The organism is Pseudomonas sp. S5D5, assembly GCF_003013355.1.
GTDB classification, from domain to species: domain Bacteria; phylum Pseudomonadota; class Gammaproteobacteria; order Pseudomonadales; family Pseudomonadaceae; genus Aquipseudomonas; species Aquipseudomonas aylmerensis.
The window spans coordinates 2245319-2266625 of sequence record NZ_PTEO01000001.1; the positions used below are offsets into that span (position 1 = coordinate 2245319).

At 63.5% G+C, this 21307-nt stretch carries 17 protein-coding genes; 16 read left to right on the forward strand and 1 reads right to left on the reverse strand.

The window, feature by feature from the left end:
* Positions 1 to 95 precede the first annotated feature (95 nt).
* From C9990_RS10650 to C9990_RS10690, 10 genes are read left to right on the forward strand one after another with little or no spacing between them, the layout of a single operon-like run.
* Entirely contained in the window at positions 96 to 2594 is a 2499-nt protein-coding gene (locus tag C9990_RS10650; protein WP_106803244.1) for a TonB-dependent siderophore receptor, read from the forward strand.
* Between the two features lie 45 nt (positions 2595 to 2639).
* On the forward strand, positions 2640 to 4100 hold the full coding sequence (locus C9990_RS10655; RefSeq protein ID WP_106803245.1) for an FAD-dependent oxidoreductase: 1461 nt from the start codon (positions 2640 to 2642) through the stop codon (positions 4098 to 4100).
* Positions 4097 to 5071: an ABC transporter permease gene (locus C9990_RS10660; RefSeq protein ID WP_106803246.1), complete on the forward strand. Its 975-nt coding sequence runs from the start codon at positions 4097 to 4099 to the stop codon at positions 5069 to 5071. The genes C9990_RS10655 and C9990_RS10660 overlap by 4 nt, the downstream gene beginning before the upstream one ends.
* Positions 5068 to 5952, forward strand: coding sequence for an ABC transporter permease (locus C9990_RS10665; RefSeq protein ID WP_106803247.1), 885 nt, complete (start codon positions 5068 to 5070; stop codon positions 5950 to 5952). Before C9990_RS10660 ends, C9990_RS10665 begins: the two co-directional genes overlap by 4 nt.
* The gene (locus C9990_RS10670) at positions 5949 to 6947 is read left to right on the forward strand and encodes an ABC transporter ATP-binding protein (RefSeq protein WP_106803248.1); all 999 of its coding nucleotides are present in this window, start codon (positions 5949 to 5951) and stop codon (positions 6945 to 6947) included. The genes C9990_RS10665 and C9990_RS10670 overlap by 4 nt, the downstream gene beginning before the upstream one ends.
* On the forward strand, positions 6937 to 7923 hold the full coding sequence (locus C9990_RS10675) for an ABC transporter ATP-binding protein (protein WP_106803249.1): 987 nt from the start codon (positions 6937 to 6939) through the stop codon (positions 7921 to 7923). The genes C9990_RS10670 and C9990_RS10675 overlap by 11 nt, the downstream gene beginning before the upstream one ends.
* Positions 7924 to 7932: 9 nt before the next feature.
* On the forward strand, positions 7933 to 9498 hold the full coding sequence (locus tag C9990_RS10680; protein WP_106803250.1) for an ABC transporter substrate-binding protein: 1566 nt from the start codon (positions 7933 to 7935) through the stop codon (positions 9496 to 9498).
* On the forward strand, positions 9498 to 10751 hold the full coding sequence (locus C9990_RS10685) for an acyl-CoA thioesterase/bile acid-CoA:amino acid N-acyltransferase family protein (RefSeq protein WP_201145397.1): 1254 nt from the start codon (positions 9498 to 9500) through the stop codon (positions 10749 to 10751). Before C9990_RS10680 ends, C9990_RS10685 begins: the two co-directional genes overlap by 1 nt.
* Positions 10748 to 11212, forward strand: a complete 465-nt coding sequence (locus C9990_RS32545; protein ID WP_201145396.1) for a CMD domain-containing protein — start codon at positions 10748 to 10750, stop codon at positions 11210 to 11212. Before C9990_RS10685 ends, C9990_RS32545 begins: the two co-directional genes overlap by 4 nt.
* Positions 11209 to 11793 carry a peroxidase-related enzyme gene (locus C9990_RS10690; protein WP_106803251.1) on the forward strand — a complete coding sequence of 195 codons (585 nt, stop codon included), beginning with the start codon at positions 11209 to 11211 and terminating at the stop codon, positions 11791 to 11793. Before C9990_RS32545 ends, C9990_RS10690 begins: the two co-directional genes overlap by 4 nt.
* Before the next feature lie 903 nt (positions 11794 to 12696).
* Here the strand turns inward: C9990_RS10690 and C9990_RS10705 are convergent.
* Positions 12697 to 13593, reverse strand: a complete 897-nt coding sequence (locus C9990_RS10705; protein WP_106803252.1) for a LysR family transcriptional regulator — start codon at positions 13591 to 13593, stop codon at positions 12697 to 12699.
* A 348-nt stretch (positions 13594 to 13941) separates the two neighbouring features.
* On the opposite strand from C9990_RS10705, the gene C9990_RS10710 reads away from it, so the two are divergent.
* The 6 genes from C9990_RS10710 to C9990_RS10735 are packed head-to-tail and all read left to right on the forward strand — an operon-like array spanning position 13942 to position 21305.
* Positions 13942 to 16335, forward strand: a complete 2394-nt coding sequence (locus C9990_RS10710; RefSeq protein ID WP_106803253.1) for a TonB-dependent siderophore receptor — start codon at positions 13942 to 13944, stop codon at positions 16333 to 16335.
* Positions 16335 to 17927, forward strand: coding sequence for an ABC transporter substrate-binding protein/permease (locus C9990_RS10715; RefSeq protein ID WP_240435316.1), 1593 nt, complete (start codon positions 16335 to 16337; stop codon positions 17925 to 17927). The genes C9990_RS10710 and C9990_RS10715 overlap by 1 nt, the downstream gene beginning before the upstream one ends.
* Positions 17924 to 18604, forward strand: a complete 681-nt coding sequence (locus tag C9990_RS10720) for an amino acid ABC transporter permease (RefSeq protein WP_106803255.1) — start codon at positions 17924 to 17926, stop codon at positions 18602 to 18604. The genes C9990_RS10715 and C9990_RS10720 overlap by 4 nt, the downstream gene beginning before the upstream one ends.
* A 3-nt stretch (positions 18605 to 18607) precedes the next feature.
* Positions 18608 to 19354 carry an amino acid ABC transporter ATP-binding protein gene (locus C9990_RS10725; RefSeq protein WP_106803256.1) on the forward strand — a complete coding sequence of 249 codons (747 nt, stop codon included), beginning with the start codon at positions 18608 to 18610 and terminating at the stop codon, positions 19352 to 19354.
* Positions 19351 to 20595, forward strand: a complete 1245-nt coding sequence (locus C9990_RS10730) for an FAD-dependent oxidoreductase (protein WP_106803257.1) — start codon at positions 19351 to 19353, stop codon at positions 20593 to 20595. Before C9990_RS10725 ends, C9990_RS10730 begins: the two co-directional genes overlap by 4 nt.
* Positions 20592 to 21305, forward strand: a complete 714-nt coding sequence (locus tag C9990_RS10735) for an SDR family NAD(P)-dependent oxidoreductase (protein ID WP_106803258.1) — start codon at positions 20592 to 20594, stop codon at positions 21303 to 21305. The genes C9990_RS10730 and C9990_RS10735 overlap by 4 nt, the downstream gene beginning before the upstream one ends.
* Positions 21306 to 21307: the final 2 nt, after the last annotated feature.

The following is a 21307-nucleotide window of genomic DNA, read 5'->3' on the forward strand; positions in this document are numbered from 1 at the left end:
CCCAGCCACCTTGCTTCGCGGACATCCAGCCGACCTCGGCAAATCGCCGCACGACCAGCAACACCCTTTTTGGCGATTTTCCGGGGAGTACCCAGATGCAAAACAGCTTTTCTTCGACTGCATTATTTTCACCGGCAGCCTTTGCGCTGACCGGCCTGTGCCTGGCGTCCGCGCCGTTGATGGCAGAGGAAGACCAAGACACCGAACGCAAGAAAGCCGAGCCGGTGATGCAGACCGTGGTCTCGGTCGGTAACCGTGGCAACCAGCGCACCGTGGCGCAAAGCGCCGTTCCGATTGATGTGATCGGTGGCGATGACCTGCAAAAGCAGGGCGGTAGCACGGCGCTGCGGGATGCCCTTGAGCATCTGCTGCCGTCCTTCAACGTGGCCAAGGTCACCGGCGGCGCCTACAGCAACGTGGCGCGGGCTGCCGGTTTGCGTGGCCTCGGCGGTGGCTATGTGTTGGTGTTGGTCAATGGCAAGCGTCGCCATGGCGGCTCGGTGGCCTCGGAAAACTCGGTACTGGTGGAAGGCTGGAACCCGGCTGACCTGGACCTGATTCCCATCAGCGCCATCGACCGCGTTGAAGTATTGCGTGACGGCGCCGCTGCCCAATACGGTTCGGATGCGATTGCCGGGGTGATCAATATCATCCTCAAGTCCGACAGCAGCGGCGGCAGTTCCAGCACCATGGCCGGGCGCCGTTCGCATTACGCCAGTGGCGTCGGCTCCAATGGCGAGACGTACCAGCAAACGCTCAATTACGGCCTGCCGCTGCCCAACGACGGTTTCTTCAACTTCGCCCTCGACGCCAAGAAGCAGGACAGCACCAAGCGTTCCGGCGTGGCCACCGGCGCGTTTTACTACCCGGTCAACGGCCAACCCGACCCGCGTGAGAACACCGTGGAAAAACGCAGCTTCGGTGGCGGCCTGCCTGAGATCAAGCAGATCAACGTGTCGTATAACGCTGAGTTGCCGCTCAATGATGCGACCTCGTTGTACTCGTTCAGCACCTTGGGCAAGCAGAACGCACTGGTCTCCATCGGTTTCCGTCGGCCCAACTCCAACACCATCATCAACGAGTTGTACCCGGACGGTATCGCCCCGGATTTCACCTTTGAAAGTCTCGACTACCAGAGCACGTTCGGTGCTCGTGGCGATGACCTGGCGGGCTGGGGCTGGGACCTCAGCACCTCCTATGGCGCCAACCGCCAGAAGCAGATGACCGAGAACAACCTCAACCCGTCCCTCGGCACCGCAAGCCCCACCGATTTCACCTTGCAGACCAACACGTTTACCCAGTGGACCACCAACCTGGACCTCAACCGCAAGCTCGATATCGGCACACGCAACCCGCTGAACTTCGCCACCGGCCTTGAGTACCGTTTCGAGCAGTACCGCACCGAATCCGGTGATGCGGACTCCTACCGTAACGGCAACTATCGCTACCCGGTCGGCCACCCGCGCGCAGGCCAGTTGGCCGCCATTGGCGCCTTGGGCAACTACCTGTTGCTGCCGGAAGACGAAGTGAACCTGCGCCGCAGTGACTCGGCGGCGTATGTCGACCTGGGCCTGGATGTCACTGATAAATGGTTCGTCGGCGCTGCCGGGCGTTTCGAACACTACACCGACAGCTCGGGCAATACCTGGACCGGCAAGCTCTCGACCCGCTATGCCTTCACGCCGGAAATCGCCGCACGCGGCGCCCTCAGCACCGGCTTCGTGGCACCGTCGATGGTGCAACAGGGCTACGCCAAGACCGGCTTGGGCCGCCGCACCGTGGGCAACACCACCCAGGACATCATGATCAAACGCGTGCAGACCACCTCGGCGATTGGCAAGGCGTTGGGCGCCGAAGACCTGGAACCCGTGAAGTCGCAAAGCGTGTCCGCCGGCCTGACGTGGACGCCGGTCAAAGACTTGAACGTGGCACTGGACGCCTACGTGATCGACCTGCAGGACCGTATCGCGCTGATCAGCCCGCTGTCGGGCGCCGCCGTCGACCGGATCCTTGCCGCCAATGGTTTTTCCCATGTACAGCAAGTGCAGTACTACGCGAATGCCTTCGACACCCGCACCAAGGGCCTCGACCTGGTGGCCGATTACACCCAGTACCTGGACCGCTTCGGTCGCCTGCGCTGGAACGTCGGCGCCAACTGGAACAAGGCGACCATCACTGACCTCAAGGCCAACCCATCGCAGCTGCAAAGCCTTGGCCTGCAACGCTTCGAACGCACCGAACTGGGCGGCATCACCGACCTGACCCCCAAGAGCAAGTACATCGTTGGCCTCAACTGGCAGGTCAACGATTGGGACGTGGGCGTGCGCACCACCCGCTACGGCAAGGTCAAGCGGCTGGGCAGCGGCACCACCGGCGTGGATGAAACGTTCAGCGCCAAGTGGATCACCGATGTCGACGTGACCTATGCCCTGACCGACAACGTGCGGGTCTCCCTGGGCGCCGACAACCTGTTCAACATTTACCCCGACAAGCACACCGTGACCGATGTCTCCGGCGGTTCCTACTACTCGTCGATCTCGCCATTCGGTTCTTACGGGGCGTTCTACTACAGCCGCCTGAACATCGACTTTTAACCCTTGCGGGCCGCGTGCCCGCTCACTTGATCGAGTACCCCAACGATGCCGCACACCACCGCACCCATCGGTCTACCCGCCCTCGAAGCGCGCCTGCGCGAGGACCTGGAGTGGCTCGATCTTCCTGCCCAGCCTTGGGTCAAACCGCGCCAGCTGGACGGTCAGCCGCTGCTTGAAGTGGCGGTGATCGGCGGCGGTATGGCGGGCATGGCGGTGGCCGCCGAACTCGGCCATCTGGGTGTGCGGGCGGTGGTATTCGACCAGGCGCCACAAGGTTTTGAAGGGCCGTGGGCAACCACGGCGCGCATGCAAACCCTGCGCTCGCCCAAGCAGTTGAGCGGGCCGGCGCTGGGCTTGCCGGCGCTGACGTTTCGCGCATGGTTCCAGGCGCAGTTTGGCCTGGAAGCCTGGGATGCGCTGGACAAGATCCCGCGCCTGCAATGGGCGGATTACCTGCGTTGGTATCGCCAGGTGCTGCGCCTGGATGTGCGCAACAGACACCGGGTCACCCGTGTGCAACCGCAGGCGGATGGGCGTGTTGAATTGCACGTGGATGCACACGGCCAGGCCCAGGTGTTCTCTGCGCGCCACGTGGTACTCGCGACGGGGCGTGATGGGTTGGGCGGCCCGTGGGTGCCCGAGTTGGCGCGCCAGTTACCCAGCGAATACTGGGCGCACTCGGCCGATGGCTTGCAGGATGAGTGGTTCGTCGGCAAGCGCGTCGCAGTGATCGGCGGCGGCGCATCAGCGATGGACGCAGCGGGCACGGCACTCGAAGCCGGTGCGCTCAACGTCGACCTGCTGGTGCGGCGCAAGGACCTGCCGCGCATCAACAAGGGCAAGGGCGCTGGCAGCCCGGGCATGACTCACGGCTACTGGCGCCTGTCAGACGATTGGAAGTGGAGCATCCGCCACTACCTGAACCTGCAACAGGTGCCGCCCCCTCACGGCAGCACCCTGCGCGTTTCGCGCCACGCGAATGCTCGGTTCTTGCTCGACAGCCCGATTGAATCGGTGGCGGTGCAAGCCGATGGCAGCCTGTTACTGCACACGCCTTCCGCACAACTGCGCTACGACTTTCTGGTGTTTGCAACCGGCTTTCGCAGCAACTTTGCGCTGCGCCCGGAGTTCTCGCCGTTTGCCCCGCATATCAAACTCTGGCGCGACCGCTTCACCGCACCCGCCGGCCAGGAAGACCAAGAACTCTCGCAACTGCCGGACCTCGGCCCGTTGTTCGAATTCCAGCCCCGCAACGCCGATGCCTGTCCAGGCCTTGAGCGCGTGCACTGCTTCAGCTACCCGGCAGCACTGACCTACGGCGGTGTTTCCGGCGATATCCCGGCCATCAGCGAAGGCGCCAAGCGCATGGCCCAGGGCCTGGCCGGGCAGTTGTTCAACGACGATGTCGCGATGCACTTCCAGGCCATGCAAACCTACGCTGAGCCGGAGCTGCAAGGTGATGAATGGCAGGTTGGCAGCCTGCGCACCGAGGAGTTGCGTACATGAGCCTGTGGTTGCTGCGGCGCGTGGGCCAGGCCGTGCTGGTGATGTTGCTGATGACGGTGATCGTGTTCGTCGGTCTCAACGCCATCGGCAACCCGGTGGACATTTTGATCGGCGAAGACCTCAACCAGGCCGAACGCGTGCAAGCCATTGCCCGCCTGGGCCTGGACCAGCCGCTGTGGCAGCAATACATCACATTCCTCAATGGCGCGACGCATGGGCATTTGGGCAAGAGTTTCGTGCACCACGAAGACGCCTTGCAGCTGATCTTGCAGCGTTTGCCGGCGACCTTTGAGCTGGCGTTCAGCGCGTTGCTCATGGCGATTGTGATCGGTGTACCGCTGGGTCTGTTCGCCGGGTTGTACCCGGACCACTTCGCCTCGCGGCTGATGATGACCGGCAGCATTGTCGGCTTTTCGCTGCCGTCGTTCTGGGTCGCGCTGATGTTGATCATGCTGTTCTCGGTGCACCTGGGTTGGCTGCCCGCCAGTGGCCGTGGTGCCACCCGCGAATGGCTGGGCATTCAGTGGTCGTGGCTGACCCTCGACGGCTGGCAGCACCTGCTGTTGCCGGCGTTGAACCTCGCGCTGTTCAAAATCTCTCTGGTGCTGCGCCTGACCCGCGCCGGCGTGCGCGAGATCTTGCCCCAGGATTTCGTCAAGTTCGCTCGGGCCAAGGGCCTGTCACCGCTGCGAGTGACCCTTATGCATGTGTTGCGTAACACCCTGATCCCGCTGGTGACGGTGCTCGGCCTGGAGCTGGGCTCGACCATCGCCTACGCGGTGGTCACCGAAAGCATCTTTGCCTGGCCCGGCGCCGGCAAGCTGATCCTCGACAGCATCAACACCCTCGACCGCCCCGTGGTGGTGGCGTACCTGATGGTGGTCGTGGTGATTTTCGTCAGCCTCAACCTGCTGGTGGACGTGCTGTACCGCCTGCTTGACCCGCGTGTACGCCTGGAAGGTGCGCAATGATCCGCGTGGAATCGTTGTGGCAACGCGGTGTGCTGGATTTTCTGCGTTCGCCCATGGCCATTGTCGGCCTGCTGATCCTGGCAGTGATCGTGTTGGCGGCGCTGTTCGCACCGTGGATCACCCCGCAGAACCCTTACGACCTGATGCAACTGGATGTGCTCGACGCCCGCCTGGCTCCCGGCGCCACCAGCGGCGAAGGGCACTACACCTACTGGCTGGGCACCGATGGCCAGGGCCGCGACCTGTACTCGGCGATCGTCTACGGGCTGCGTATCAGCCTGTTGGTGGGGGTCGGTTCGGCGTTGATCGCGGCGGTGATCGGCACCTTGGTCGGGCTGGTCTCGGCGTATGCCGGCGGCTGGGTCGATGCATTGCTGATGCGCCTGGTGGATTTGCTGCTGTCGTTCCCCGGCATCCTGATGGCGCTGATGATCCTGGCGTGGCTGGGCAAAGGCGTGGGCAATGTGGTGCTGACGTTGGTGGTGCTGGAATGGGCGTATTACGCCCGCACCGCCCGTGGCCAGGCATTGGTGGAAAGCCGCCGCGAGTACGTCGAGGCGGCGCGCGGGCAGGGCATCAGCCGCTGGCGCATCCTGGTCGGGCACATCCTGCCCAACTGCCTGCCGCCGTTGATTGTGATCGGCGCGTTGCAGATTGCTCGTGCGATTACGCTGGAGGCGACCTTGTCATTCCTTGGCCTGGGCGTGCCGATTACCGAGCCGTCGCTGGGCCTGCTGATCGCCAACGGTTTCCAGTTCATGCTCGGCGATGAGTACTGGATCAGCGTGTTTCCCGGCCTGGCCCTGTTGCTCACTATCGTCGCGATCAACCTGGTGGGTGATCGCCTGCGGGACGTGCTCAACCCGAGGTTGCAACGATGAAGGCACTCGAAAACGCCGTGTTACCGGCGACGCTTGAAGTGCGCAACCTGTGCACCTCGTTCCATACCCGCGACGGGATTTTACCGGCGGTGCGTGACGTGTCCCTGCGTTTGCAACCGGGGCGCATCCTTGGGCTGGTGGGGGAGTCGGGCTCGGGTAAATCCGTCACCGGTTTCTCCATCCTGGGGCTGGTGGACGCGCCGGGCCGTATCAGCGGCGGCGAGATTCTGTTCCAGGGGCGCGACCTGGTGAAGCTGCGCCCGGCCCAGTTGCGCCAGCTGCAAGGCAATCGCATCGCGATGATCTTCCAGGACCCGATGATGACCCTCAACCCGGTGCTGCGCATCGACACGCAGATGATCGAAGCGGTGCGTGCCCACAACCCGATGAGTCAGCGCGAGGCACGTCAACATGCCTGCGACACCTTGGCGTCGATGGGCATCGCCAGCCCCGAAGAACGCCTGCTTGCCTATCCGCACCAACTGTCCGGCGGCATGCGCCAACGGGTGGCGATTGCCATTGCGTTGTTGCACCGCCCCGACCTGATCATCGCCGACGAACCGACCACGGCACTGGACGTGACCATCCAGGCGCAGATCCTCGGCGAAGTGCAAAAGCTGGTGCGCGAACAAGGCACTGCGCTGATCTGGATCACCCACGACCTGTCGGTGGTCGCCGGCCTCGCCGACGACGTGGCGGTGATGTACGCCGGGCGCATTGTGGAGCAAGGCCGTGTGGACGACGTGCTCGACCGGCCGTTGCATCCGTACACCCAAGGCTTGATCGACAGCCTGCCGAGTCGCAACCAACGCGGCCAGCGCCTGCGGCAGATTCCGGGCATGGCCCCGGACTTGCGGTCGATGCCTCCCGGCTGTGCGTTTGCCGAGCGTTGCAGCCGTGTCAGCAGTGCGTGTATCGAGCAACCGCAGCCTCTTGAAATCGAACCGGGTCGCAGCGTGCGTTGCTTCCATCCTGGAGTTGCCCATGGCGAATGAATCCGTGCCGTTGATCGAGTTACACCAGGTCAGCAAACAGTTTGGCCAGGCGCCGGGTGGCGTGCTGCAACGCCTGGGGCTGAGCAAACCGCGGCCGCTGACGCGTGCGGTGGACGGCGTTGACCTGCGCATTGCCAAGGGCGAAGTGGTGGGTTTGGTGGGGGAGTCCGGCTGCGGTAAATCCACCCTCGGGCGCATGGTCGCCGGCCTGCTGCCGACGTCCAGCGGCAACGTGACGCTGGACGGTCAGCCTATGCAGACGTTGAGTGCGGCGCAAAAGCTCAAGGTGCAGATGATCTTCCAGGACCCTTATGCGAGCCTCAATCCTCGGCTGCGGGTCGACCGAATCGTTGGCGAAGGTGCGTTGCGCCAGGGCCTTACCGACCGTGCAGGCTTTGACGATTACGTCAGCGCGCAACTGCGCCGTGCAGGCTTGAGCCCCGAGTTGCGCCAACGTTACCCGCACCAGTTCAGCGGCGGTCAACGCCAGCGCATCGGCATCGCCCGCGCCCTGGCGGTGCAGCCGCAACTGCTGGTGTGCGATGAGTCGGTGGCGGCGCTGGATGTGTCGATCCAGGCGCAGATCCTTAACCTGTTCATGGACCTGCGCGAACAGCTGGGGCTGACCTACCTGTTTATCAGTCATGACTTGGGCGTGGTCGAGCACCTGTGCGACCGCGTGGTGGTGATGTACCTGGGACGGGTGGTGGAGTCGGCCACCGTGGACGAATTGTTCGCCCGCGCCAACCACCCGTATACCCAGGCGCTGCTGGCGCAGATCCCCAAGTTCGAGCTGCGGCGCAGCCAATACCAGGCGATTCGCGGCGAAATCCCCAGCCCCTTGAACCCGCCTTCCGGCTGCCATTTCCACCCGCGTTGCCCGCATGCCACGGCGCGTTGCCGTGAAGAAATCCCGCTGCTCAAAGAAGTGTCGCCCGACCACTTGAGCGCTTGCCACCTCAACCTTGCCTCTTAGGAATTTGCCATGAAGCCCTTGCTGCTGACGCTACTGACTGCTGCGCTGTTGACCGGCGCAACCGGGGCAACCGCCCAATCCTTGCGTATTGCCTATGCCGACCCAGTGTCGTCACTGGACCCGCAACTGAACAACCATGCCGGCGACCGCTCCCTGGCCTTGCACGTTTGGGAGTCCTTGCTGGACCGCCGCGACGACAAGAACCTGCCGGGCCTGGCCGAAAGCTGGAAGGCGATTGACGCCACCACTTGGGAATTCAAGATCCGCCAGGGCGTGAAATGGCAGGACGGCCAGCCGTTCACCGCCGACGACCTGGTGTTTTCCCTGGAGCGTGCGCGCAACGTACCCGGCAGTGTCGCGCCGTATTCCAGCAGCCTGCGCACGGTGGAATCGGTGAGCGCGCCAGATCCTTACACCTTGCGGGTCAAGACCACGGTGCCAAACCCATTGCTGGTGCAGAACATCGATTCCGTCTACATCGTCAGCCGGCATATCGGCGCAAAGTCCAGCACCGAGGACTACAACAGCGGCAAGGCGGTGATCGGTACCGGGCCGTATCGCTTGGTGTCCTATGCCCAAGGCGACCGCACGCTGTTTGAGCGCAACAAGGAGTACTGGGGCGCGCAGCCGCTGTGGGACACGGTGGATTACCGCTTTATCGCCAACCCGGCCAGCCGTACGGCGGCCTTGTTGGCGGGTGACGTGGATGTGATCGACAAGGTTTCGCCCCAGGACGTGAAAAAGCTGCAGGCCACGCCGAGCGTCAAGGTGTTTGCCTACCCGGGGCTACGCGCGCTGCTGATCCAGCCGAGCTTCCGTCCGGGGCCGAACGAGTTCGTGCGTGACAACCAGGGCAAGCCGCTGGCCGAAAACCCGCTGCGCGATGTGCGGGTACGCCAGGCGCTGTCGCTGGCGATCAACCGCAAGGCGATTGTCGAGCGCATCCTGCAAAACACCGTGACCGAGGCCAACCAGTGGATGCCGGCCGATACCTTCGGCTACAACACCGACGTCAAGAACATCGCCAACGACCCGGCCCAGGCGAAAAAGCTGTTGGCCGAAGCGGGTTTTCCGGACGGCTTCCAGTTGACCGTGCACGTGCCCGGCGACCGTTACCCACTGGCGCCGGAGAGCATGCAGGCGGTGGCGCAGTTCTGGGCGCGGATCGGCATCAAGGTGGATTTGCAGGTGGTGCCATGGTCGGTGTATGCCGCCCGCGCCAATAAAAACGAATACGCGGTCACGGTGATTGCCTGGGGCAACGGCACCGGCGAGGCGGGTTATGGCCTGCTCAACGTGTTGGCCAGCGCCGACCCGAGCAAAGGGCAGGGCTCGTCGAACTGGGGGCGCTACAGCAACCCACAGGTGGACAAGGACCTGGAACTGTCGTCGGCCGAGTTCGATGAAGCCAAGCGCGAAGCGATCCTGCGTGATTCGGTGCAACGCGTGAGCGACGACGTCGGCATCCTGCCGTTATTCCACTACCAGAACATCTGGGCGGCCCGCAAAGGCCTGCGTGTCGATCCACTGGTGAGCGACCGCACCACCGCCTCGATGGTGACGGAGGAAAAGTAATGGCGCGCCTGCTGATCACGCCCCTCGATGGCCTGCTGGATGAGCCGCGCCACATCGTCGTCGAAGGCGTGACGCCGGGCGCGCGGGTGACATTGACCAGCCGCACCCTGCGCGGTGGCGGACAGCCGTGGCAGAGCGCCGCAACCTTCGTGGCCGATGCCCAGGGGCGCGTGGACCTTGAGCGTGACGCCCCGGTGGCTGGCGACTATAGCGGTGTCTCGGGCATGGGCTTGTTATGGAGCCAGCGCATCGAGCAGGGCCACAGTGCGGCGGTGTTTCCTGATTCGGTCCTGGAACCCTTGCACACCCGCATAGAGGTGCAAGACCAGGCGCTTGTACTGGTGCAACGCCTGGCCGCCGCCGGCGTGACCCGGCGAGAGGTCCGCGAGGACGGTCTGGTGGGCACCTTGTTCCAACCCGCAGGCGCTGGCCCGCATCCGGCGGTGATGGTGCTCAATGGCTCCGGCGGCGGCATCAACGAAGCCCGCGCGGCACTGTATGCCTCGCGGGGCTACAGCGCGTTGGCACTGGGGTACTTCAAGGCACCGGGGTTGTCGGACTACATCTCCAACACGCCGCTCGAGTATTTCGAGAGGGGGCTGGCGTGGATGCGTCGCGAGCTGGTACCGGCCGATGATTTCATCGCGCTCAGTGGCCAATCCCGTGGAGGTGAGTTGGTGTTGTTGCTCGCCAGCCTGTTTCCCGACACCGTGTCGGCCGTGATCGGCTATGTGCCGAGTGCCCTGGTGCATGGTGGGCAAGCCGCCGCTGACCCGGCAGTGGGGCGCGATGGTCCCGCGTGGTTGTATCGCGGGCAGCCGCTGGTGCACCTGTGGAACGACAATCGCCATGCTTCATGGGCGGCCCGTGATGCCGGGCAGCGTAATGCGGTGTCGATGAACACCGCGCTGGAAGACGACGACGCGGTAGCGCGTGCGCGCATCCACGTCGAACGCATTCGCGGGCCGGTACTGACCTTGACCGCCGGCGATGACGCGGCATGGCCGTCCAGCCGTTTCGGGCAAATGGTCAGCGCGCGCCTCCAGCATTTCGATCACCCCTGGCCCGTGCTGCAACGGGATTTTCCGTTAGCCGGCCATAGCATTTTGCTGCCCTACATTCCCACCACCTACACCGACGACGGCCAGCCCGAGGCCAACGCCCAGGCCAACGAGCATTCGTGGCAAACCGTGGTGGAGTTTCTGCACAACGCCGTGGCCGAGCGCCGCGCGCATTCCAAGGAGTTGCAATGAACAGTCCCGCCTTACCCGACCTGCTGACCCGCTTGGTGCTCGGCGAAACCAGCCCGGTACGAGGCCTGCGCCAAGCGCGGGCCAAGATCACCGACGCCACCGAAGGCAGCTACCAGGCGCTGTTTGCTGCCGACTTGCCTGGCAGCCTGACCCTGCAGGAACGCCTGCTGGTGGCCGAATACGCCAGCCAACTGACCCCGCAACCGGAGCTGGCCGCGCATTACCTTGAACGCCTTCAAGGGTTTACGGCGCCTGAGGATTCGCCGCGCCTCAAGGCTATTCTCGACTTCACCCGCACCCTGGTGCTGGCCCCCGTGGAAGGTGATCGCCAGGCGTTGACGGCCCTGCTGGACGCCGGTCTGGACACCGTCGACGTGGTCACTCTCGGTCAGTTGATCGCGTTCATTTCTTACCAAGTACGCCTGGCCAGCGGGCTCAAAGCCCTGGAGCAATTGCAATGAGCGAACCCCTGGACATCCAAGGCTTCACCAACCGTAGCCTGGGCTGGAAATCCTGGCTGCCGACCCTCGACCTGGCCCAGGCCAACCCCGAACAAGTGGCGGTGTTGGAGGAGAGCCATCCCCAGGCCAAGGTTTCCGAGTACTACCTCACGTTGATTCACCAGCCCGAAGTGTTACGCCAGCGTTCGTTGGCCTTTAACGCGATCATGTATGCACCGGGTGGGTTGTCACGGGCTGAGCGGGAGTTGGCGAGTGCGGTGGTGTCGCGCGTCAACCAATGCGTGTTTTGCGCGTCGGTGCATGCCCAGCGGTTTGAGCAGTTGGCCAAGCGCAATGATGTGATCGCGCAGGTTTTCAGTGATCCGCAGACGGCCGGAACCACGTCGCGGGAGAGGGCGATTGTGCGGTTTGCGATTGACCTGACGTTGGCGCCTGGGGAGGTCGGTGCGGGGGCGTTGAGGGTGCTGCGCGAGGAGGGGTTGGGGGATGGGGAGATTCTTGATTTGGTTCATGCGATTGCGATTTTTGCTTGGGCTAATCGGTTGATGCTTAATCTTGGGGAGCCTGTTTGGGGGGCGTGATTGGGGTGTACATATCCGTTGTTTAGGTAACGGCTGATATTGGTTCCGCTCTTACAGCGGGTCACTTTGGAAAAGAGCCCCAAAGTAACCAAAGGGCTCTTGCCCCAACACTCGGCACCTCGCCTAGGCTCGGTGTGCCCTCACTCCGGCTTTGGAGCGTGGGCCGCCGCGATGGGCCATCCTTGGCCCATCGCGGCTAACCCGGCGTCCTGCCGGGTTACCCACGCTCCAAAGCCTGCGTTCGGCCAGCGTGTTTGACGGGGCGCCTCAGATCAAAAGCAAGAGCGCGGCGGCCTTAGAGCCGACCGGGTTTTCAGTTGGAGTGAGTTCAAATGTGGGAGCTGGCTTGCCCGCGATGCAGGCAACTCGGTACATCAGGCATACCCAGTTGATGCCATCGCAGGCAAGCCAGCTCCCACAGAAAAGCTGATTTCACAGGGTAAGGAAGCCGGACACGGTCAAAAATGTGGGAGCGGGCTTGCTCGCGAATGCGGTGGATCAGCAATGAATTTGTTGACTGACACACCGCATTCGCGAGCAAGCCCGCTCCCACATTTGGATCTCCACTTTTCAGGCAGAAAGCGGTGTGCTCTGGCTCTGGCTCTGTTTTTGATCTTGATCTTGATCCTAGGCGCCCCGTTAAACCACGCTGGCCGAACGCAGGCTTGAATCCGTGGGTAACCCGGCGTCCTGCCGGGTTAGCCGCGCTGGGCCAGGGATGGCCCATCGCGGCGGCCCACGGATTCAAGCCGGAGTGAGGGCATGCCGAGCCTAGGCGAGGCACCGAGTGGTGGGGCAAGAGCCTTTTGGTTACTTTTGGGCTCTTTCCAAAAGTGACCCGCCGTAAGGGCGGAACCAATACCAGCCGTTACCCAAAAAACGGATATTCACCCACACTCCACATCACTGATAACTATCAGACACCCCCCGCAAATGCCCCATCACCATGTCCCGAAACAACAACGCCTGCGGCGACAATGGCTTAAAGCTGTTATGAATCACCGAAATATTCACCGCCGCCGCACTCTCAAACCGCCGGATCACCAACGGCAGCAAATTCCCCGAAACCGCCAGCGCATCGACCACCGCAATCTCCCCACTGGCCAAACTGAACAGGCTCGCAATCAACCCCGAACGCACCTGCAACCCAATATTCAATTGCGCCAATACGTCGCCATACACCTTCTCTTCATTGATCCCATACAACTCCTGCAACGGTACCGAAATCAGCCGGTGGCCAATCAAGTCCGTCGGGCTGATGGACGCAAGCGAAGCCAGCGGATGCGAAGGCGCCATGATGCACACCAGCGGGCAGCTATAGCGCGCATGCACCGTGATGCTCGGGTGGTCGACTTCAAAGGTGGTGATGCCGATGTCGACGATTTTCTCCGCGACCACATCGGTCAGGGCGCCGGGCAGCGGCAGGATCACTTTCACGCTCAGGTCCGGCCGCTCCTTGACCGTCTGCGCCAGGCTCTGCGGCACCACCGACATGCCCAGGCTGGGGGAGGCCGCGATGTACAGGTTGCCCTTGGACGGGTTGGCCAGTTCGCTGGACAACTCACGCACCCGTTCCACGTTGCGCCACAGCCGCTCGACCTCTTCGTACAGCTCGCGCGCTTCGCTGGTCGGGACCAGGCGGCCCTTGACCAGTTCGAACAACTTGGGACCACCACGTTGCTGGGTGTGGCTGAGCATTTTGCTCACGGCGGACTGGGAGATATGCAACAACTCGGCGGCGCCCGCGATGCTGCCGGTGAGCATGATGGAACGGAAGACTTCCATCTGGCGAAGATTCATAAGTTAGAACACTCGGGTATTGCCTGTTAATAAAACCGAGCACTTATAGCCTGATCTTTTATCGCGCTCAATCAATAAACCGTCTTCAAATAGACCGTGTTCTTTTAACCATATAACCGCAGTGCCACATGAGTAAAAGTTAGTGTTGCCCACTGTTTTTTCCATAGGTAAGCCTGCGCAGGCCGGGTAGATTGGGCCCCGTGTGACATACCAGGCAAGCAATCAACACACCACCGAATTGCCCCCTGGCCACTCTTTTATCAACTTTTGAATAGACAAATGTTCGACAGCCACTGCCCCTGCGCTTATGTCAGGGCGCGGTGACGGCTGTTGGCTGGGGAATAAGGAATGATCAAGGGCAGGTTCAAACAGTGCAGGCTGTCGCTCGCAGTGGTGGCAGTCGTGGCGGGCATGCAGGCACACGCGGCAGAAGACAGCGAGACCACCCCGCAGTTGAATGCGGTAGTGGTCACCGGCACCCGTTCGGAGAACCGTACGGTGCTGGAGTCGATGCAGCCGATCCAGGTGGTGTCCAGCAAGACGCTGCAAAGCACCGGCAGCAACGAGTTGTCCGAAGCCTTGTCGCGGTTGATCCCGTCCTTGAATTTCCCGCGTCCGGCCAGTTCAGGGTTTACCGGGATCATTCGCCCAGTGCAGATGCGTGGCCTGTCGCCGGACCAGGTATTGGTACTGGTCAATGGCAAGCGCCGCCATACCAGCGCTTTCCTCAACACCAACGTGACCCAGGGCCGTGGCTCGGCGCCGGTGGATCTGGGGGCGATTCCGCTGTCGGCGATCGACCATATCGAAGTGCTGGGCGACGGCGCATCGGCGCGTTACGGCTCGGATGCGATTGCCGGGGTGATCAACGTCATCCTCAAGAAAGATGACGAGGGCGGGCAGGTCACCACCAGCTACGGCCAGTATTCCAAGGGCGACGGCATCCAGCGTCATGTCGACGCCGACACCGGTTTCAAACTCGGCGAGCGCGGCAGTGCGCACTTGAGTTTCGACGGCAACAACAATGACTTCACCAACCGCGCCGGTCCGGACAATCGCAATCCTGGCGCGCCGGGTTATGGCAGCACCACGTATCGCCTTGGCGACCCGGACATCACCAACGGCAAGGTCATGCTCAACGCCGAATACGCCTTGAGCGACGACCTGACCGCCTACGGGTTTGCCGGCTACAACAAGTCCACTGGCGATACCTGGGATGCCTTTCGCAACGGTCGCGCTTCCACCTTCGACCGCGCTGCGCACCCTGAAGGTTACCTGCCGCGCCTGCACGCCGAGACCCAGGACCAATCGCTGGTACTGGGCCTGCGTGGGCTGTTGGCCGATTGGAAATGGGACGCCAGCGTCGACTATGGACGCAATGAAATCGACCTCAGCAGCCGCGACACCCTCAATCGTTACCTGTACCGCGACACCGGCAATGCCCAGCAGAACTTCGATGACGGCAGCCTCACCAGCAGCCTGGCGGTGTACCAGTTGGACTTCAGCAACGAGTTGGCGGTGCCGCTGTTGAGCAACCCGTTGTCGGTGGCGTTCGGCCTGGAATACCAGCACCAGACCTACCAGGAAAGCAGCGGCGAAGCCAACTCCTACTACGGCACCGGCGCCGAAGGTTTCTCCGGCCTCAAGCCCGGCGACAGCGGCAGCTACCGCCGCGATGTGGTGGCGCAGTACATCGACCTGGAAACCAACCTGACCGATAAATGGCGCGCCTCGGTTGCCCTGCGCCATGACGACTACAACGACTTCGGCGGTGCCACCACCGGCTCGTTCTCCAGCCGATATGACTTCAACCCGGTGGTCGCCGTGCGCGGCAGTGTGTCCACCGGCTACCGCGCGCCGTCCCTGGCGCAACAGCATTACTCGGCGACCACCAGCGCCCTCAACACGTCGATCAACGCCTACCAGGACCAGCTCACCGCCTCGGTGGATTCGCCGATTGCACGCTTGCTCGGTGCAGAGGATTTGAAGGCCGAGAAGTCGCGCAACATCAGCCTGGGTTTGGTGCTGCAACCGACTGATGATTTCAGCGCCACGCTCGATGTGTACCAGATCAACATCAATGACCGGGTGACCCTGTCGAGCAACCTCAACGTGCAAACCGCCGCCGGCCAGGCTTACCTGGCGGCCAACGGGATTGCCACCGATCTCTACCAGTCGGTGCGCTACTTCACCAACGCGGTGGACACCCAGACCCGTGGCGTCGACCTCACCGGCCAGCATCGCTACCGTTTCGACAATGGCGGTCGCCTCAACAGCACCGTGGGCTACAGCTACAGCAAGACGCGCGTCACCGACATCAAGGACAACCCCACCGCGCTGGCGCAGAGCGGCCTGAACCTGGACCGCATCGACCGCCGCGACCGCTACGGTGTACTCACCGACAGCACACCGCGCAGCAAGCTGTCGTTTTCCACCGACTACAGCAAGGACAATTGGGGTCTGCACGCCAACCTCGTGCGCTACGGCAGCTTCCTGGCGGTGAGTAACACCGGCGCAGCCTACGACCAGCGTTTCGATGCCAAATGGGTGCTGGACCTGTCCACCAGCTACCGCTACACCGACTGGCTATTCACCGTGGGCGGCGACAACGTCACCGACGCCTACCCGGACAAACGCAACAGCCTGAACAACCCCGGCCATCAGAACGTCAACTACATCTCCTACTCGCCATTCGGCATGAACGGCGCGTTCTACTACCTCAAGGCGACGTATTCGTGGTGATGCGGTTGCTCAAGGCCTGGCTGGCGGTCAGCGTGCTGACGGCTGCGCTGGGCGCGATGGCCGAGGACGGGTCGGTGTTGCAGCGCATCCACGCGCGTGGGGTGGTCAACGCCTGCACCAATGTCGAGAACCGTCCGTTCGCCTACCTGACGCCGTCGGGGCAGGCGGTGGGTTTCAACGCCGACCTGCTGGAAAACCTGCGCCAATCCCTCAGCCAGCGCCTGGGCCGCGAGATCGGCGCACAGACCATCGCGACCAGCGGCGCCAATCGCGTGCCGTTCGTGCAGCAGGGTAAGTGCGACGTGATCATCACCGGCTTCAGCGTGACCGAAGAACGCCAGCGCCTGGTGGACTTCATCTTCCCGGGCTTCTATGCCTCTGGCGCGGTATTGCTGACCCGTGACGACCAGCCGGTGGCAAGTTGGGAGAGCCTGCGCGGTGCGACGTTGTGCAGCAGCCAGGGCTCGACCTACAACCAGGCGGTGTCCGAGCGTTATGGGGTCAATATCCTCGCGTTCGCCGGGCTCACCGAAAGCGCCCAGGCCCTGCGTGACCGACGCTGCATCGGCCAGGTGATGGACGAGGCGGTGGCGCGCCTGCGCCTGCAGGACAGCCAGCAATGGCAGGGCTATCGCATCCAGTTGCCGGTGATTCTCGAAGCCCCCTGGAGCATGGCCGTGGCCAAGGGCGACGCGCAGTGGCGCGAGCTTCTGGAGCAACTGGCGTTGCACTGGCGCCAGAGCGGTTTCCTGTATGAACTGGAAAGCCGCTATGGCTTGCCCCACAAGCATCCGCTGGACCCGAGCGAAGTCGAGAGTGCGGCGCAGGACAAACAGAGCCTGCCGTATTTCCTGCAACGCCTCACCGACGGATTTGAACGTCTCAATACCCGCACCGGCTGGAATTTTCCGGTGTTCTACGACGGCTGGACCGCCCGCCAATTTGCCTCCGGCATCGTCACCACCTTGCAACTCTCGGCCATTGGCATTTTCGGTTCGTGCTTGATCGGCCTGTTCGGTGCGCTGGCGATGGGGGCTTCGCGGCCGTTGCGCTGGCTGGTGCGCGGTTATGTCGAGCTGCTGCGCAATACGCCCAGCCTGGCGCAGTTGTACTTCATTTACTTCGGCGTCGGCGCGTTGTTGCGCGGCGGCCTGGAGGGTGGCGCGGCCCCTTGGTACGCCAACCCGTTCGGGCTGGCGGCGTTGTGCATCACCTTGCATTACGGCGCGTTTGCGGTGGAAATCGTGCGCGCCGGGCTGCTCGCGGTGCCGCCCAGCACCCGCGACGCGGCCCTGGCCTTGGGGTATGGGCGCGCGAGTCGGCTGTGGCATATCCAGTTGCCCCTGGCCTTGCGTGCCTGTTTGCCGGCGCTGGGCAACAACATGGTGCAACTGATCAAGGGCAGCTCCATTGCCTACGCCGTGGCAGTGCCTGAGGTGTTGTACAGCGCCCAGGAAATCTGGAGTGAGCGGTATAACGTGGTGGAAATGATGCTGCTGGTCCTGGTCACGTATTTCTGCGCAATGGCAGTGCTGGCCTGGGCACTGCACCGTCTGGAAGGGCGCCTGCAGATTCCCGGGGGTGGTGCATGAACGAGGTGATTGTGGCCCTGCTGCCGTGGTTGCCGCTGATGCTCAAGGGCTTTGCGCTGAACCTGTGGATCGGTGTGTTGGCGATGCTGTTGGCGTGCCTTGCCGGTGTCTGTCTGGGGACCCTGCAGCGCGCCCGTTCGCGCGTGCTGCGGCTGGGCGCACGTGGGCTGACGCAGTTGCTGCGTAACGCGCCGTGGCTGGTGGTGATGTTTTTTGTGATGCACCTGCTGCCCTATGAATGGCACCTGACCGGCGCGGTGATCAGCTTGCCGGCGTGGCTCAAAGCGGTCTTTGCCCTGGCCTTGCCGGCGGCGGGCAATGCTTCGGAAATCGTGCGCGGCGCCTTGCAGTCGATCCCACGGACCCAGTGGGAAGCCGCCACCGCCCTGGGCTACGGCCCGGTGGCCCAACTGCGTCATGTGATCCTGCCCCAGGCCTTGCGGCTGATGGTGCCGCCGGCGTTGGGCCTGTACTGCGTGGTGACCATGTCCAGCGCGCTCGCCAGCCTGGTCGGGGTAGGGGAGTTGCTCAGCGCCAGCCGCGAGATCCTCGCCGCCACCGCGCGCACCGATCTGTTGCTGCCGGTCTACGGGCTGGTGCTGGCGTTGTTCTTTTTCTACATCTTTCCGCTTTCACTGCTGGCCCGTTCCCTGGAACGGCGCCTGGCCTACAGGTAACCCATGAAACGTATCCTGGAAAACCCCTTTATCGCCTTGCACGCGGTGAGCAAGGCCTACGGTGACACGCCGGTGCTCAAGGGCATCGACCTGGCCGTGGGGCGTGGCGAAGTGGTGTGCATCATCGGCCCGTCGGGGTCGGGAAAGTCCACGGTGTTGCGCTGCATCAACGCCCTGGCCGAGATCGACCAGGGCGAAATCACCCTCGACGGCGCGCTGATCGGCAGCCCGCAATTGCCCCTGCAGCAGTTGCGCCAGCGGGTGGGCATCGTGTTCCAGAGCTACAACCTGTTCCCCCATCGCACGGTGTTGCAGAACGTCAGCATGGCGCCGGTCCAGGTCCTCGGGCGCGACCGCCACGCCGTCGAGCAAGAAGCCCGCGCGCTGTTGCAACAGGTGCGCCTGGAAGACAAGGAACAGGCGTATCCCGGCGAGTTGTCCGGCGGCCAGCAGCAGCGGGTGGCAATCGCCAGGGGCCTGTGCATGCAGCCCCAGGTGATGCTGTTTGATGAGGTGACCGCCGCCCTCGACCCGCACACCGTGAAAGAAGTGCTGGGGGTTATCCGTTCGATCGCCGCCCAGGGCATGACCTGTGTACTGGTCACCCATGAGATGCGCTTTGCCCGCGAGGTCGCCGACTACGTGTATTTCATCGATCAGGGCGAGGTGGTGGAGCACGCCACGGCCGAGGCATTTTTTGACACGCCACGGGACCCGCGTACCCGTGACTTTCTCGACACCGTGCTATGAGCGCTTTTTATGACGTGGCCGTCGTCGGCGGTGGCGCGGCCGGGATTGCCGCAGCGCTGGCAGCGGCCGAGTGTGGCCGGCGCGTGGTGTTGATCGAGGACTATGGTTTCTTCGGCGGCACTGCGACCATCTCCGGGGTGCAGTCCTACTGTGGCTTCCTCACCAGCGGCCCGACGCCGGAGCGGGTGGTGGCTGGCATGGGGCAGCGGGTGCTGGATGCCCTGCAGGCGTTCGGGCATTCGGTGGAACCGGTGCTGCAAAGCTCGGGTAACTGGATCATCCTGCTCGACCCCGAACGCCTGAAGACCGTGCTCGATCGCCTGGTGCTGAGCGCCGGCATCACGCCGCTGCTGCATTGCCGCGTCATCGCTACCGAAGGCAAGAACGGCCATATCGATGCCTTGCTGTGCAGTCATCCCGAAGGCAGCCTGCGCCTCGAGGTCGGCAGTGTGGTGGATGCTACCGGCAACGCGAATGTGGCGGCGATGATCGCCCCGCACAGCCTGCGCCCGCGCCTGCAGGCCGCGACCCTGACCGTGCGCATCGGCAATGTCGAGCCCGGGCATGCGCCGGACCGCGAGGCCCTGCAAGCGGCCGTCATCGACTACCAACGGCGCACACGGCGTCACCTGGCGCGCAGCAATGGCGGTTACTTCGTGCCGTTGCCGTGGTCGGGCAGCTACTGGGCGATGATGATCGATGTCGACCTGGTCAACACCGACGCGCACTACCTGACCCGCGCTGAAATCGAAGCCCGCACCATCGCCCATGACTACCTCGAATCGTTGCGCCGCACCGTGCCCGGGTTTGCCCAGGCGATCCTGGAAACCAGCGGGCCGCAACTGGGCATCCGCTCCACCCGCTGCGTGATCTCCCAGCAGGACGTGGTGGCCGACGACGCGCTGAGTGCACGGCAACGCTCGAATGGCATCGCCCGTTCCGGCTGGCCTTGTGAATTGCACCCGCGGTCCGGCGTCACCGAGTACCGCGCCATCCCGCACCACGGCTGGTTTCATGTGCCGTTTGGTGCACTGATTCCCGAAGGCAGCGACAACCTGTGGCTGGCCGGCAGCTCGATTGGTGCCGACGACATCGCCTTCGGCTCCGTGCGGGTGATGGGCACCAGTTTTGCCACCGGGCATGCGGCGGGCGTGTCGGCCGCGCTGTCCAGCCGGCTGGCGCAGCGCACCAGGTTTGATGCGGTGAAACGTGTGTTACTCGAACAAGGCGCCTTGCTATGAGCCCTTCAAGACGTGTGTTGATCACCGGTGCCGGCAGTGGCATCGGCCTGGCCGTGGCCCAGGTATTCCAGGAGCAGGGCGCCGAAGTGATCGGCTGGGACCTGGCGCCGAATCCGCAGGCCGGGTTTCCCATCACCGCCGTGGATGTGCGTGACCCGGCCGCCCTCCAGCGCGCCGCCGAAGGCTTGCAGCGCCTGGACGTGTTGGTGACCTGCGCCGGTATCGCGCGCCGCGCGTCGGCCATCGATATGCGTGCCGAAGATTGGCAGGCGGTGCTGCAGACCAATCTCAGCGGCGCGTTTTACAGCTGCCAGGCGGCGTTTCCAGCATTGGCGGCGTCGGGCACCGGGTTGATCGTCAACATCGCTTCATTCATCGCTCACCGTTCCGGCCCCGGCCGGGCCAGCTACGCCGCCGCCAAGGCCGGCGTGGTGGCAATGACCGAGGTGCTGGCACTGGATTTCGCCGCGGCCTCGGTGCGCGCGATCTCGGTCAGCCCCGGCTACACCCGCACGCGCATGGTCGCAAGCGCCATCGAGGCCGGGCGCCTGGATGAACAACATCTTCTGGCCAGCATTCCCCTGGGCCGGCTCGCCGAACCCCGGGAAATGGCGCAGGCCATCGTGGCCCTTACCGGGCCGGCTTTTCAGTACGCCAACGGCACGGACTTCGTGATCGATGGCGGCATCATGGCGCAAGGGGTTCAATAACC

Coding starts and splice junctions, on each gene's coding strand:
- C9990_RS10715 (WP_240435316.1), top strand. CDS start 16,335: ATGCGGTTGCTCAAGGCCTGGCTGGCGGTCAGCGTGCTGACGGCTGCG.
- C9990_RS10655 (WP_106803245.1), top strand. CDS start 2,640: ATGCCGCACACCACCGCACCCATCGGTCTACCCGCCCTCGAAGCGCGC.
- C9990_RS10730 (WP_106803257.1), top strand. CDS start 19,351: ATGAGCGCTTTTTATGACGTGGCCGTCGTCGGCGGTGGCGCGGCCGGG.
- C9990_RS10735 (WP_106803258.1), top strand. CDS start 20,592: ATGAGCCCTTCAAGACGTGTGTTGATCACCGGTGCCGGCAGTGGCATC.
- C9990_RS10720 (WP_106803255.1), top strand. CDS start 17,924: ATGAACGAGGTGATTGTGGCCCTGCTGCCGTGGTTGCCGCTGATGCTC.
- C9990_RS10660 (WP_106803246.1), top strand. CDS start 4,097: ATGAGCCTGTGGTTGCTGCGGCGCGTGGGCCAGGCCGTGCTGGTGATG.
- C9990_RS10665 (WP_106803247.1), top strand. CDS start 5,068: ATGATCCGCGTGGAATCGTTGTGGCAACGCGGTGTGCTGGATTTTCTG.
- C9990_RS10675 (WP_106803249.1), top strand. CDS start 6,937: ATGGCGAATGAATCCGTGCCGTTGATCGAGTTACACCAGGTCAGCAAA.
- C9990_RS10690 (WP_106803251.1), top strand. CDS start 11,209: ATGAGCGAACCCCTGGACATCCAAGGCTTCACCAACCGTAGCCTGGGC.
- C9990_RS10710 (WP_106803253.1), top strand. CDS start 13,942: ATGATCAAGGGCAGGTTCAAACAGTGCAGGCTGTCGCTCGCAGTGGTG.
- C9990_RS10705 (WP_106803252.1), bottom strand. CDS start 13,593: ATGAATCTTCGCCAGATGGAAGTCTTCCGTTCCATCATGCTCACCGGC.
- C9990_RS10650 (WP_106803244.1), top strand. CDS start 96: ATGCAAAACAGCTTTTCTTCGACTGCATTATTTTCACCGGCAGCCTTT.
- C9990_RS10725 (WP_106803256.1), top strand. CDS start 18,608: ATGAAACGTATCCTGGAAAACCCCTTTATCGCCTTGCACGCGGTGAGC.
- C9990_RS10685 (WP_201145397.1), top strand. CDS start 9,498: ATGGCGCGCCTGCTGATCACGCCCCTCGATGGCCTGCTGGATGAGCCG.
- C9990_RS10670 (WP_106803248.1), top strand. CDS start 5,949: ATGAAGGCACTCGAAAACGCCGTGTTACCGGCGACGCTTGAAGTGCGC.
- C9990_RS32545 (WP_201145396.1), top strand. CDS start 10,748: ATGAACAGTCCCGCCTTACCCGACCTGCTGACCCGCTTGGTGCTCGGC.
- C9990_RS10680 (WP_106803250.1), top strand. CDS start 7,933: ATGAAGCCCTTGCTGCTGACGCTACTGACTGCTGCGCTGTTGACCGGC.